We start from the raw sequence: 13,036 nt of genomic DNA, 5'->3' as shown, positions 1-13,036 counted from the left end.
CCCGCCGAGGGGGCGCGCCCGTCAACGGATCACGCACGGATCACCCTGGGAGAACAGCGCATGGCACCCGGCCTTCCTACCGCCATGGACCGACCGCACTTCATCGGCATCGGCGGCGCCGGAATGTCGGGCATCGCCAAGATCCTCGCCCAGCGCGGCGCCGCCGTGGCGGGCAGCGACGCCAAGGAGTCCGCGACCGCCGAGGCGCTGCGCGCGCTGGGCGCCACCGTGCACATCGGGCACGCGGCGGACCACCTCGCCGACGACGCGAGCTGCGTGGTCGTGTCCTCGGCCATCCGCGAGGACAATCCGGAGCTGGCCCGCGCCGCCGAGCTGGGCATCCCGGTCGTGCACCGCTCCGACGCCCTGGCCGCCCTGATGAACGGCCTGCGGCCGATCGCCGTGGCCGGCACCCACGGCAAGACCACCACCACCTCGATGCTGGCGGTCTCCCTGTCCGCGCTGGGCCTGAAGCCCTCGTACGCGATCGGCGGCGACCTGGACGCCCCCGGCTCCAACGCCCTCCACGGCGACGGCGACTTCTTCGTCGCTGAGGCGGATGAAAGCGACCGCAGCTTCCACAAGTACGCCCCCGAGGTCGCCATCGTCCTCAACGTCGAGCTGGACCACCACGCCAACTACGCCTCGATGGACGAGATCTACGAGTCCTTCGAGACCTTCGCCGACCGGATCGTCCCCGGCGGCACCCTGGTGATCGCGGCCGACCACGAGGGCGCCCGGGAGCTGACCCGGCGGCTGGCCGGACGGGTGCGGACGGTGACGTACGGGGAGTCCGAGGACGCCGACGTGCGCATCCTGTCGGTCGTCCCGCAGGGCCTGAAGAGCGAGGTCACCGTCGTCATGGACGGGGCCGAGCGGACCTTCGCCGTCTCCGTCCCCGGCCGGCACTACGCCCACAACGCGGTCGCCGCCCTCGCCGCGGGCGCCGCCCTCGGTGTCCCCGCCGCCGAGCTGGCCCCCGCGCTGGCCGCCTACACCGGCGTCAAGCGGCGCCTCCAGCTCAAGGGCGAGGCGGCCGGCGTCCAGGTCGTCGACTCCTACGCCCACCACCCCACCGAGATGACCGCCGACCTGGAGGCCATGCGCGCCGCGGTCGGCGACGCCCGCATCCTGGTCCTCTTCCAGCCGCACCTCTTCTCCCGCACCCAGGAGCTGGGCAAGGAGATGGGCCAGGCGCTGGACCTCGCCGACGCCTCGGTCGTCCTCGACATCTACCCGGCCCGCGAGGACCCCATCCCGGGCATCACCAGCGAGCTGATCATCGAGGCGGCCCGGGCGGCCGGTGCCGACGTCACGCCGGTCCACGACAAGGACGCGGCGCCCGCGCTGGTCGCGGGAATGGCGAAGGCCGGTGATCTCGTTCTCACCATGGGCGCGGGCGACGTCACCGACCTCGGACCGCGCATCCTGGACGAGCTGTCGAGCAAGCCGAAGCAAGAAGTAAGGGGCTGAGGACTCATGTCGTACGACGTCGAGAAGCCGGACGAGCAGTGGCGGGCGGAGCTGGCCCCGGCCGAGTACGCCGTGCTGCGCCAGGCCGGCACGGAGCCGGCCTTCACCGGTGAGTACACCGACACCAAGACCGAGGGCGTCTACTCCTGCCGCGCCTGCGGTGCGGAGCTGTTCACCTCCACGACCAAGTTCGAGTCGCACTGCGGCTGGCCGTCCTTCTACGACCCGAGCGACACCGACGCGGTCGAGCTGATCGAGGACCGCTCCCACGGCACGGTCCGCACCGAGGTGCGCTGCGCCAAGTGCGGTTCGCACCTCGGGCACGTCTTCAAGGGCGAGGGCTACCCGACCCCGACCGACCAGCGGTACTGCATCAACAGCATCTCGCTGCGGCTCGCGCCCACGGAGGGCTAGGGCCCGCCGCCCGGGTCACCGGCGGCCGGCCGGGAGCGTCACCGTGAACACCGTCGCTCCCGGCTCGCCGGCCAGCTCGATCGTGCCGCCGTGCGCCCGCACCAGTGAGGCGGCGACCGACAGGCCCAGGCCGCTGCCGCCCCGGTCGCGGCTGCGGGCCTTGTCCACGCGGTAGAAGCGGTCGAAGATCCGGTCCCGGTCGGCCGCCGGGACACCGGGGCCCGTGTCGGCGACCGACACCCGGGCCGCCCCCGGCGCACCGGAGACCGTGACCGCGACCTTGGTGCCGGGCGGAGTGTGCACGGCCGCGTTGGTGAGCAGGTTGTCCAGCACCTGCCGGATCCGCTGCGGATCCAGGCGCAGCAACGGCGCCTGCGCCCCGGACGCCACCGTCACCGTGAGCGGACGGTCGGGCCGGGCGGCGCGGAAGGCCTCGGCCGCCTGCCGCACCAGCTCCGCCAGGTCCGCCTCCTCCCACCGCAGCGGCGCCTCCACCTCGTCCGCGTCCAGCCGGGCGAGCAGCAGCAGATCGTCCAGGAGCGCCCCCATCCGGGCCGCCTCGGCGCGCAGCCGGGCCAGGTGCCGCTCCCGCTCACCGGGGGCGTTGGCCGGCGCGTACTGGAAGAGGTCGGCGTAACCCCGTACGGACATCAGCGGGGTGCGCAGCTCGTGGGAGGCGTCCGCGACGAACCGGCGCAGCCGCTGCTCGGCCCGCGCACGCACCGCCAGTGACGCGTCGATGTGCTCCAGCATCGTGTTGAACGCGGTCCGCAGCTCCGCCACCTCCTGGCCGCCGTCCCGCCCGTCGGCCCGCAGCGACAGCCGCGCGGCCGACTCGGTCAGGTCGTGCGAGGCGATGCCGTGGGCGGTGCTCGCCATGTCGCTCAGCGGCTTCAGACCGCGCCGCAGCATCCGCCGGCCGAACACCACCAGGGCCGCAAGCGCCAGCCCGAAGACGACGACCTGCACCGTGATCAGCTGCTCCACGGTGTCCTCGACGTCGCCCAGGGGCGCCGCGCTCACCAGCACCACCCCCGGTTCGACCTCGCAGGCCCGCAGCAGATAGGGGCCGTGCCCGCCGATGCGCACGGTACGGGTGAGGTCCTCGTCCGAGCGGGCCATGGTCCGCGCCAGGGCGGCCAGCGCCCCGCTGTCCGCCGGCACCTCGGCGGGCGTGCGCAGGTCCGCCGAGCCGCCGGACACGTCGTACACGGCCGTGTACCAGCCGTAGTACGGCTTGCGCTCGACCGTGCCGTGCGCCGCCGCGTCCTTGGACTGCACCACCTGCACCAGCTTCATCTGGTCGGCGAGCTGGCGTTCCAGGTACTCCCGCATGTAGGTCGTCAGCACCGTGCCGACCACGGCGAACACCACCAGCGACAGCACCCCGAGCCCCAGCGCCAGCCGGGTGCCGAGCCGCGAGCCGCGGTACGCGCGCCACCACCGGCGTATCACCCGGCCGCCTGCCGGATCACATAGCCGAAGCCCCGCACCGTCTGGATCAGCGGCTCACCCGTGCCGCCGGCGCCGTGGGCACCGTCCAGCTTGCGGCGCAGCCGGCTGACGACCAGCTCCACGACGTTGGACCGGCCGCCGAAGCCGTACTCCCACACGTGGTCGAGGATCTGTGCCTTGGTCAGCACCGCCGGCGACCTGCGCATCAGGTAGCGCAGCACCTCGTACTCGGTCGGCGTCAGCGACAGCCGCCGTTCGCCGCGCCGCACCTCACGGGAGTCCTCGTCCATCACCAGGTCCGCCACCTTCAGCACCGAGCGCCGGAAACCCGGGCCGGTGCTGCGCCGCAGCACGGTGCGCAGCCGGGCCATCAACTCCTCCACGGCGAACGGCTTGACCAGGTAGTCGTCGCCGCCGCGGGTCAGCCCCGCCACCCGGTCGGCCACCCCGTCGCGCGCGGTGAGGAACACCACCGGCACCATCGTCCCGGCGCCGCGCAGCCGGTCCAGGACCCCGAAGCCGTCGACGTCGGGCAGCATCAGGTCGAGCACCACGATGTCCGGCCGGAACCCGGCGGCCAGGCGCAGCGCCTGTTCGCCCGAGTTGGCCGTGACCGCCTCCCAGCCCTCGTAGCGGGCGACGGTGGCCACGAGGTCGGCGATGGGCGGGTCGTCGTCCACCACGAGCAGGCGTACTTTCTCCACCCGCTCATACTGCGCCACCGGCCGCCCGCGTCCCAGGGAGTGCGGACCGTCGCCGCCCGATCGACAGCAGACCGACAGGTGACCGACAGGCGGCCGCCGGGCCGGGAAGCGCCCGCGGATTCCCGGTGTGAACCCCCGAGCAGCGGGAAGGAGTCGCCCCGGAGCAACGGGGGCCCCGCTGACCAGCCGTCTACACTCGACCGGCGACAGCCCCACCGACCGCGGCCGGAGCGGGCAGCTTCTGCCACTCCCGAAGGGTATTCGGCGTTTTGATACGGATGGACTCAGTCACCAAGCGGTACCCGGACGGCACCGTGGCGGTCGACCGGCTGACGCTGGAGATACCCGACCGCTCGATCACGGTCCTCGTCGGACCCTCGGGCTGCGGCAAGACCACGACCCTGCGGATGATCAACAGAATGGTCGAGCCGAGCGAGGGAACGATCCTGCTCGACGGCGAGGACCTCCAGCGGCAACCGGTCACCACACTGCGCCGGTCGATGGGGTACGTCATCCAGAACGCGGGGCTCTTCCAGCACCGCACGATCCTCGACAACATCGCCACCGTGCCGCGCATGCTCGGCCGCGGCAAGCAGAAGTCCCGCGAGCGGGCGGCGGAGCTGATGGAACGCGTGGGACTCGACGCCTCCCTCGGCACGCGCTACCCCTACCAGCTCTCCGGCGGCCAGCAGCAGCGCGTCGGCGTGGCCCGCGCGCTCGCCGCCGACCCGCCGGTGCTGCTCATGGACGAGCCGTTCTCCGCCGTCGACCCCGTGGTCCGCAAGGGACTCCAGGACGAACTCCTGCGCATCCAGGACGAACTGGGCAAGACCATCGTCTTCGTCACTCACGACATCGACGAGGCCATCAAACTGGGCACCATGGTCGCGGTGATGCGCACCGGCGGCCGGCTCGCCCAGTTCGCACCGCCCGCCGAGCTGCTGTCCGACCCCGCGGACGACTTCGTCGAGGACTTCCTCGGCGCCGACCGCGGCATCCGGCGGCTCTCCTTCTTCCCCTCCGCCGCCCTGGAGCTGACCACGGGCCCGGTCGTGCGCGCCGACGCCGGCGCCGAGCAGCTCGCCGCCGCCGACGGCGCCGCGCACCTGCTGGTGACCGACGCGGACGACCGGCCGCTGGGCTGGGCCGAGCCGGGCGACCTGAGCGCCGGGGACCTCGCGGCCGGCCGGCTGCTGCCCTACGGGCGGCCGTTCGTGCCCGGCACCGACTCGCTGCGGGCCGCCCTGGACTGCGCGGTGCTCTCCCCGACCGGCTGGGCCGTCGCCGTGGACACCGACGGGCGGGTCACCGGCGTCGTCTCCCAGCAGACCATCGGCGAGGCGATCCGCACCGCCCACGGCGCCGGAAGCCCCGGCGGCGAGCGCGCGACCGAGGAGCCCGCCGACGTCACGAAGGTCGCCCCGTGAACGGCTTCTTCGACATCCCGAGCGACCTCGACAACACCTACTTCGGCCTGATCGGCCTGCACCTGCGCGAGGCACTGCTGCCGGTGCTGGCCGGCCTGCTCGCCGCGCTGCCCCTCGCCCAGCTCTGTGTGCGCTTCCGCTGGCTGTACCCGCCCGTGCTCGGCGTGACGACTGTGTTCTACGCCATCCCGTCGCTGGCCGTCTTCGTGGTCCTCATCGACTACACCGGCCAGACCGAACTGACGGTGATGATCCCGCTGGCCGTGTACAGCCTGGTGGTGCTCGTCCCGGCCATCGTCGACGGCGTCAGGTCGGTGCCCGAGGAGACGCTGGCCGCGTCCACGGCCATGGGCTTCGGACCGGTGCGGCGCTATCTCCAGGTGCAGTTGCCGATCGCGGTGCCCGCGATCCTGGCCGGCCTGCGGGTCGCCGTCGCCTCCAGCATCTCGCTGGTCAGCGTCGGCGCGCTCATCGGCAACCAGGGCGCCCTCGGCAACCTGCTCGCGGACGCCCAGAAGTACGGCCGGCCGGAACTGGCGGTCAACTCCGTCCTCACCACCGCCGTACTGGCCATCCTGTGCGACGCGCTCCTCGTCCTGGTCCGCAACCTGCTGACCCCGTGGATGCCGCGGGGCAGGCGGCAACGCCCCAAGGAGGCCGCGGCGCGGCCCGAGCCCCGGGAGGCGGCCGCCAAGTGAACGTCCTGAACTTCGTCAACGCCTTCTTCAGCGACAGCGCCCACTGGCACGGCTACGACGGCATCCCCACCCGCCTGGTGGAGCACGTCCAGTACACGCTGATGGCCCTCGGCCTCGCCGCCGCGATCGGGCTGCCCGTCGGGCTGCTCACCGGCCACACCGGACGCGGCGGCAACGCCGTCGCCTTCGTCGCCACCGCCGCCCGCGCCCTGCCCAGCTTCGGTCTGCTGGTGCTGATCGCCGTCGTCGTCGGCATCGGCCTGCTGCCCGTGATGGTCCCCCTGGTCGTGCTCGCCGTCCCGCCGATCCTGGTGACCACCTACGAGGCGGTCCGCTCCGTCGACCCCGCCCCGGTGGACGCGGCGCGCGGCATGGGCATGCACGAGACCGGCATCCTCTTCCGGGTCGAACTGCCCGTCGCCCTCCCGCTGGTCCTCAGCGGGCTGCGCTCGGCCGCCATCCAGGTCGTGTCGACGGCGACCATCGCCGCGTACGTCAGTCTCGGCGGGCTCGGCCGGTACATCATCGACGGGCTCTACCAGCGCGACTACGAGAAGGTGGTCGGCGGCGCCACGCTGACCGCCCTGCTCGCACTCGTCACCCTCGCCGTGTTCTGGGCGGCCGGGCGGTTCGCGGTGTCGCCGGGGGTGCGCAGACGATGACCGGGGCACCCGGCGGCAAAGAAACCGTAACCAGGCCGTTCTTGACTGACCGGCAAGTGGCTCGTTTGGATCGACGGATGACTTTCACCGCCAAGAGCAGCAGGTCCAGGACGAGGCACACCGGCGCGGCCGTCGTCGCGCTCACCGCCGCGGCGGCGCTGCTCGCGGGCTGTTCCTCCGACTCCGACGACACGTCCGACAATCCGCTGGCGGGGGAGAAGGCGGAGGCCGGCACCGTCGTCGTCGGCTCGAACAACTTCGCCGAGAGCACCCTGCTCGCCGACATCTACGGGGAGGCCCTCAAGGCCAAGGGGCTCAAGGTCACCTACAAGCACAACATCGGCAGCCGCGAGACCACGTACGGCCTGATGAAGAACGGGTCCGTCACGGTGCTGCCGGAGTACAACGGCTCGCTCCTCGCCTACCTCGACCCGAAGGCCGAGCAGAAGTCCGCCGACGCGGTGAACGAGGCGGCGAAGGCGAAGCTCGACAAGAAGCTGACGCTGCTGGAGTCCTCGCCGGCCGAGAACAAGGACTCGGTGAGCGTCAACGCCGAGACGGCGAAGAAGCACGGCCTCACCGCCGAGTCGACCCTCGCCGACCTCAAGGACGTCGCACCGGACCTGGTGATCGGCGGCTCGCCCGAGTTCCAGACCCGGCAGCAGGGCCTCAAGGGGCTGGAGTCGGTGTACGGGCTGAAGTTCAAGTCGTTCAAGGCGCTCGACGCGGGCGGTCCGCTGACCCAGTCGGCGCTGACCAAGAACACCGTGCAGGCGGCGGACGTCTTCACCACCGACCCGACCATCATCAAGGAGAAGTTCGTCGTCCTGAAGGACCCGGAGAACCTCTTCGGCTACGCGAACGTCACCCCGCTGGTCAACAAGGAGGGGCTGTCCGAGGAGGGCGTGGCCACGCTCGACGCGGTCTCCGCCAAGCTGGACACCAAGACGCTCCTCGACCTCGACGCCCAGGTCCAGCTGGACAAGAAGGACCCGCTGGACGTGGCCAAGGAATGGCTCAAGTCCGCGGGCCTCGGCTGACCGCAGCCGCAGCCGCAGCCGCAGCAGCCGTCGCCGGGGCCGCCGTCACGACGCCGCGGTCCCGGCCGCGGCGTCGATCAGCTGGTCGATCAGGGCGATGAGGACGTCCCGGCTGGAGGCCCGCTCCCGCGCGTCGCACAGCAACACCTGCACGTGCTCCGGCAGCGCGAGGGCCTCGCGGATCTCCGCGGCCGGGTACGGGTGCCGGCCGTGGAAGCCGTTGACGGCGACGACGAACGGGATGCCCCGCCGCTCGAAGAAGTCGATCGCGGCGAAACTCGACTCCGGCCTGCGCACGTCCACCAGGACCACCGCACCGAGCGCCCCGATCGCCAGGTCGTTCCACATGAACCAGAACCGCTGCTGACCGGGCGTACCGAAGAGGTACAGCACCAGGTCCCGGCCGATGGATATCCGGCCGAAGTCCAGCGCCACGGTCGTGGCCCGCTTCTCCTCGATGCCGGCGAGGTCGTCGACGCCCAGGCCCGCCGCGGTCAGCGGTTCCTCGGTGCGCAGCGGGGCGATCTCGCTGACCGATCCGACCATGGTGGTCTTGCCGACGCCGAAACCGCCCGCGACGAGGATCTTCACCGCGTCCGGCGCGGTGGAGCGTGCGGGTGCCGTGGACGCCGTCTCGGCGACGCGCTCAGAGCCGGCCAAGGCCGTCCCTCACTTTCTGCAGCAGGTCCAGGTCGGGAGTGGCACGGGAGACGAGGTGCGGCGGCCGGGCGGTGATCCGGCCGGCCTCCAGCAGGTCCGAGAGCAGGATGACGACCACGCTCACCGGCAGGTCGAGACGGGCCGCGACCTCCGCCACCGCGAGGGGCTCCGCGCACAGCCGCAGGATCCGCAGGTGCTCGGGCTGCGGCCGCGCCGCCCGGACGGGCTGCGGGTCGACGGCGGTCACCGTCGTGATGAGGGTGAAGTCGGCGCGGCTGGGCCGGGTCCGGCCGCCGGTCAGGGTGAACGGCCGCACGAGCCGGCCCCCCGCGTCGCCTCCGGTCACGTCACTCGCCGGGTCCCGCGGTGGCCCGCGGTGCCGCGCTCAGGTGCTCGCCGATCTTCTTCACCAGCATGTTCATCTGGTACGCCACCACGCCGACGTCGGCGTTAGGCCCGGTGAGCACGACCAGGTGCGCGCCGGGGCCCGCGGAGGTGAGTATCAGGTAGCCGTTGGCCATCTCGATGAGCGCCTGGCGCACCGGACCGCCCCGGAAGTCCATGCTGACCCCCTTGCTGAGGCTCATCAGGCCGGACGCGGTCGCCGCCAGCCGCTCGGCGTCGTCGCGCAGGAACCCGGTGGACTTGCTGACGACGAGTCCGTCCTCGGAGAGCACCACGGCCTGGTTCACGTCGGCGACCCGCTCCACGAGTCCGGTGAGCAACTGGTCCAGCTCGGTGTGCGTGGCGGGGGAGGGTCGGGTCATCGCGAGTCCTTCGTCGGCGGTCGGCGGTCGGCGTGGGGAGTCGAGGGGGCGGAGGCGGCGGAGGGCGCGGGCCCTTCGGCGTCGGTGCGGATGCCGGGGTCCGTGGCGTCCGTGTCGGCCGTCTCGTCGTCGGTATGGGCCCGCAGCGTGCCGCGCTGGAAACCCGCGAGGGACGAGGCGGCGCGCTCGGCCGTGAAGTCGGCGTAGTCGTCGCCGGACGGACCGTGTGAGCCGTCCCGCCGGCCGTCGTGGTCCTCGTCGCGCAGCTCGGCGGCGAGGCTGGTCTGCGGCACCCGGCGGGGCAACGGCGTCAGGCCGCCGCGTTCCTCGGCGGTGCCGCCCGGCGGAGCGTCGCGGGAGCCGCCCGGGGCGCCGGCCAGGACCGCGGACCGGCTCGGCGGCGCCGGCCGGGACGACCGTACGTGCCGCCCGCCGCCGGCCGGACCGGCCGCCGGCACCGGGCCCGCGTCCGGCACCGGCTCCGGGCCCGGTACCGAATCCGCGCTCCGCACCGGCTCCGGGCCCGGTACCGAATCCGCGCTCCGCACCGGCTCCGCGCCCGGTTCCGACGAGGGCGGGGCCGACGCGGGAGACGGGGCGGCCGGGGCGGGTGCGGGGACGTGCGGGAACCCGGCGGTCCGGGGAGTGCCGCTGCCGTTCGCCGGTGTGCCGGTGCCGTCCGCCCCGCGCACCACGATGTCGTGCGGGATCAGCACGATCGCCGTGGTCCCGCCGTACGGGGAGGGGCGCAGCGTGACGGTGATGCCGTGCCGGTGCGCCAGGCGGGCGACGACGAACATGCCGAGCCGCAGGTCGTCGGCGAGCGCCACCACGTCGAACTGGGGAGCCACCGCCAACTGGGCGTTGAACGAGGCGTAGTCCTCCTCCGACAGGCCGAGCCCGCGGTCCTCGATCTCGACGGCCAGGCCCTTGGCCACCAGCGCCGCGCGCACCCCGACCGGGTTGGGCGCGGGCGAGTAGGAGGTGGCGTTGTCGATCAGCTCGGCCAGCAGGTGGATCACGTCGGCCACCGCGGGCGGGGCGAGGGCCACCTCCTCGTCGGCGTGCAGCTCCACCCGCTGGTACTCGGCGACCTCGCCCACGGCGCTGCGCAGGATGTCCACCAGCGACACCGGTTCGCGCCACGTGCGCCGGGGCTGCTCGCCGCTGATGATGACGAGGTTCTCCTCGTAGCGCCGCAACTGACTCGCCGTGGAGTCCAGTTCGTACAGGCCCTTGAGGATGTCGGGGTCGGTGTGCTCGCGCTCCAGGGCGTCCAGCTTGCCGAGCTGCATGTTGACGAGGTTCTGGCTCTGCCGCGCGATGCCCAGGATCACCTTCTGGAAGCCGCGCCTGGTGTCGGCGAGTTCGACGGCGGTGTGCACGGCGGTGCGCTGCGCGGTGTTGAACGCCTGGGCCACCTGGCCCAGTTCGTCCTGCCCGTAGTCCAGCGGCGGCGTCGCCGACTCCACGTCGACCTTCTCGCCGCGCTCCAGCCTCGCCACCACGTCGGGCAGCCGTTCCTCGGCCAGGCTCAGGGTGGCCAGCCGCAGACCGCGCAGCCGCCGGGACAGCGAGCGCGTGATGCGCCAGGACATGACGATGCAGAGCAGCAGCGCGATCAGCCCGCCCGCGCTGAGGATGCCGGCCTTGATCAGCAGGCCCCTGGCCTCCTCGGCGCTGCGGTCCAGGAGGCCGTCCGTCTGCTGCCGGACCAGCTGGGTGTACTGGGTGGAGATCGCGTCGAAGGCGGTGTTCCAGCGCTGCCGCGCGTCCGGCAGGTCGATCCGCCCCTGCTCGTCCCCGTCCGCCGAACGGGCCTCGAGCACCTGGTCCTCGACGTCCTGGAGGGACTTCCACTCGGAGCTCGCGAGAATGCGTTCGGTCTGCGTCTTCGCGCTGCCGGTCAACGAGGGCATGATCTGGTCCCGCACCAGCCAGCGGCGGGTGTGCACCAGTTGCGTGAAGGCGGTCCACTGCTCCTGGTCCATCCGGTCGGACGGCCAGGCGAGGGTGAGCCGGGCGTCCTCCTGGGAGGCCAGCTCGGCGGCGTGCTCCAGGGCGACCAGCGGGCCCGCCTGGGAGGTGAGGTCTCCGTCGTCGACCTGGGAGAGCTCCTGGAAGGCGTGGATCTGCTCGTCGACGATCGAGGTGTACTGGTCGAGCGCCTGGTCGGGGGTGATGTCGGTGGGGTCGTCCACCTGGTTGCGGTAGTACTCCAGGCTGCCCACCGAGCCGAGTACCGAGTACATCCGGTCCGAGATCCGGTCGGGAGCGCTCTCGATCGCGTCCGACTGGCCCACGAGCTGGGCGACCGCCTCGTCCGTCCTCTTGCGCTGCGCGTCCAGTTCCGCCCGGTCGCCGCCCGGTGAGGCCAGCCAGGCGGCCGACAGACTGCGCTCCTTCTGAAGGGCGAGGGCCGCCTCGGTGCCCATGGCCCCGGTGTCGCGGCTCAACTCGGTCTGCGCACGCAGCCGCAGCCCCTCCGAGAACATCTGGGTCGTCGTGACGCCCCACACCGCCGCGAGGGTGACGCCGGGCACCAGGGCGAGGAGGATCAGGGAGAGACGTATGGAGCCGAGGCGGCGCCGGGCACCTTTCCGTACAGACATCGTCGTCCTAGGCGATCAGTGGGGCAGGGGAGCGGAGGCGGATGCGCGCCGTCGGCCGTGGGACCCGGTCGACCCGGTCACCTGGTGCCGCCCGCGGCGAACTCCGCGACCGAGTCGGCGTTGGTGCGGGTCACGAACGCGGGGCCGGTCAGCACGGGGGCCACCCCGCCGCCGCTGACGTTGCCGTTGGTGCGGTACAGCCAGAGCGCGTCGACGGCGAGGTAGCCCTGGAGATACGGCTGCTGGTCCACCGCGAACTGGACGTCCCCGCGTTTGACCGCGGCGACCAGGTCCTTGTCGAGGTCGAAGGTGGCGACGTGCGCCTTGCTGCCCGCCTCGTCGACCGCCTCGACCGCGGTGAGGGCGAACGCCGCACCGTTCATGACGACTTCGTCGATGCTCGTGTCCTGGCGCAGCCGCGCCGTGACGGCCGCGCCGACCGCCTTCATGTCGGTGCCCTCGACGTAGAGCATCTCGGTCTCGCCCCCGAAGGTCTTCTTCACCCCGGCGCAGCGGGCCTCCAGGGCCACGTTGCCGCGCTCGTGGATGACGCACAGGGCGTGCTTGGCCCTGAGATCGTTCAGTTTGTCGCCGACGGCCCGGCCCGCGACGCTCTCGTCCTGCCCGAAGTACTCCAGGAGCCCCGTGGAACGCCAGGCGTCGATTCCGGAGTTGAGGCCGACCACCGGAATCCCGGCCGCCTTGGCCTCGGCGACCGCCGCCTTCATCGCCCGCGGTTTGGCCAGGGTCAAGGCGATGCCGTCGGCCTTGTCGCGGACGGCGTCCCGCACCAGGTCGGCCTGGTCGGCGGTGTCGGCGTCCCCGGCGTAGGTCAGATCGACGCCGTCCTTGGCGGCCGCCGCCTCGGCGCCCTTGCGCACCCGGTCCCAGAAGGCGTCCCCCTCACCGCCGTGGGTGACCATGACGATCTTCATCCGGTCGCCGCCCGGACCGCCCGCGGCGTCGGCCGCCGAGCCGTCCTCGTCCCCGCCCAGGGCGGAGCAGCCGGCCGCCAGCAGACAGACGGCGGCGGCGAGGGCCGCGGTGCGCAGGGGGACGGGGGAGTGGGTGGGCGGGGGAGCTGTACTCATGGGGGCGGGGGCACCTCGCTGTGCGGCCGAGCA

The 13,036-nt window shown here is 72.6% G+C and carries 13 protein-coding genes; 6 read left to right on the top strand and 7 right to left on the bottom strand.

Translation table 11 applies throughout. The annotated features are described in order from the left end of the window. Nucleotides 1–60 precede the first annotated feature (60 nt). Both murC and msrB read left to right on the top strand, forming a co-directional pair. Complete coding sequence (gene murC / locus OHA99_RS07215; protein ID WP_405694789.1) at nucleotides 61–1,473, top strand: UDP-N-acetylmuramate--L-alanine ligase; 1,413 nt, start codon at nucleotides 61–63, stop codon at nucleotides 1,471–1,473. 6 nt (nucleotides 1,474–1,479) lie between these two features. After that, nucleotides 1,480–1,887 (top strand): peptide-methionine (R)-S-oxide reductase MsrB, encoded by a 408-nt coding sequence (msrB, locus tag OHA99_RS07210; protein ID WP_366473962.1) that lies wholly within the window; start codon nucleotides 1,480–1,482, stop codon nucleotides 1,885–1,887. A gap of 15 nt (nucleotides 1,888–1,902) precedes the next feature. Here the strand turns inward: msrB and OHA99_RS07205 are convergent, their stop codons facing one another. Together OHA99_RS07205 and OHA99_RS07200 are read right to left on the bottom strand one after the other, a co-directional pair. Next, complete coding sequence (locus tag OHA99_RS07205) at nucleotides 1,903–3,342, bottom strand: cell wall metabolism sensor histidine kinase WalK (RefSeq protein WP_153177381.1); 1,440 nt, start codon at nucleotides 3,340–3,342, stop codon at nucleotides 1,903–1,905. Beyond that, complete coding sequence (locus OHA99_RS07200; RefSeq protein ID WP_153177380.1) at nucleotides 3,339–4,046, bottom strand: response regulator transcription factor; 708 nt, start codon at nucleotides 4,044–4,046, stop codon at nucleotides 3,339–3,341. Before OHA99_RS07200 ends, OHA99_RS07205 begins: the two co-directional genes overlap by 4 nt. A gap of 269 nt (nucleotides 4,047–4,315) precedes the next feature. Between OHA99_RS07200 and OHA99_RS07195 the strand changes: the two genes are divergently transcribed. The 4 genes from OHA99_RS07195 to OHA99_RS07180 all read left to right on the top strand — a co-directional run bounded on the left by OHA99_RS07195 (nucleotide 4,316) and on the right by OHA99_RS07180 (nucleotide 7,873). Further along, nucleotides 4,316–5,473, top strand: a complete 1,158-nt coding sequence (locus tag OHA99_RS07195; protein WP_194279890.1) for an ABC transporter ATP-binding protein — start codon at nucleotides 4,316–4,318, stop codon at nucleotides 5,471–5,473. After that, nucleotides 5,470–6,171, top strand: coding sequence for an ABC transporter permease (locus OHA99_RS07190; RefSeq protein ID WP_153177378.1), 702 nt, complete (start codon nucleotides 5,470–5,472; stop codon nucleotides 6,169–6,171). The genes OHA99_RS07195 and OHA99_RS07190 overlap by 4 nt, the downstream gene beginning before the upstream one ends. Continuing rightward, the gene (locus OHA99_RS07185) at nucleotides 6,168–6,833 is read left to right on the top strand and encodes an ABC transporter permease (protein ID WP_153177377.1); all 666 of its coding nucleotides are present in this window, start codon (nucleotides 6,168–6,170) and stop codon (nucleotides 6,831–6,833) included. Before OHA99_RS07190 ends, OHA99_RS07185 begins: the two co-directional genes overlap by 4 nt. 77 nt (nucleotides 6,834–6,910) lie before the next feature. After that, nucleotides 6,911–7,873: an ABC transporter substrate-binding protein gene (locus OHA99_RS07180; protein ID WP_153177376.1), complete on the top strand. Its 963-nt coding sequence runs from the start codon at nucleotides 6,911–6,913 to the stop codon at nucleotides 7,871–7,873. A gap of 45 nt (nucleotides 7,874–7,918) precedes the next feature. Here OHA99_RS07180 and OHA99_RS07175 read toward each other — a convergent pair whose 3' ends face one another. The 5 genes from OHA99_RS07175 to OHA99_RS07155 all read right to left on the bottom strand — a co-directional run bounded on the left by OHA99_RS07175 (nucleotide 7,919) and on the right by OHA99_RS07155 (nucleotide 13,003). Further along, nucleotides 7,919–8,533, bottom strand: coding sequence for an ATP/GTP-binding protein (locus tag OHA99_RS07175; RefSeq protein WP_164382523.1), 615 nt, complete (start codon nucleotides 8,531–8,533; stop codon nucleotides 7,919–7,921). Next, nucleotides 8,520–8,879: a DUF742 domain-containing protein gene (locus OHA99_RS07170; protein ID WP_153177375.1), complete on the bottom strand. Its 360-nt coding sequence runs from the start codon at nucleotides 8,877–8,879 to the stop codon at nucleotides 8,520–8,522. Before OHA99_RS07170 ends, OHA99_RS07175 begins: the two co-directional genes overlap by 14 nt. A gap of 1 nt (nucleotide 8,880) precedes the next feature. Beyond that, complete coding sequence (locus OHA99_RS07165) at nucleotides 8,881–9,300, bottom strand: roadblock/LC7 domain-containing protein (RefSeq protein WP_007445343.1); 420 nt, start codon at nucleotides 9,298–9,300, stop codon at nucleotides 8,881–8,883. Beyond that, on the bottom strand, nucleotides 9,297–11,912 hold the full coding sequence (locus OHA99_RS07160; RefSeq protein ID WP_405694783.1) for a nitrate- and nitrite sensing domain-containing protein: 2,616 nt from the start codon (nucleotides 11,910–11,912) through the stop codon (nucleotides 9,297–9,299). The genes OHA99_RS07165 and OHA99_RS07160 overlap by 4 nt, the downstream gene beginning before the upstream one ends. Before the next feature lie 77 nt (nucleotides 11,913–11,989). Then, nucleotides 11,990–13,003 carry a substrate-binding domain-containing protein gene (locus OHA99_RS07155; protein WP_405694781.1) on the bottom strand — a complete coding sequence of 338 codons (1,014 nt, stop codon included), beginning with the start codon at nucleotides 13,001–13,003 and terminating at the stop codon, nucleotides 11,990–11,992. Nucleotides 13,004–13,036 lie beyond the last annotated feature (33 nt).

Source organism: Streptomyces coelicoflavus, assembly GCF_045041415.1.
Taxonomy (GTDB): domain Bacteria; phylum Actinomycetota; class Actinomycetes; order Streptomycetales; family Streptomycetaceae; genus Streptomyces; species Streptomyces coelicoflavus.
This window is presented reverse-complemented; position numbering and strand designations above follow the sequence as displayed.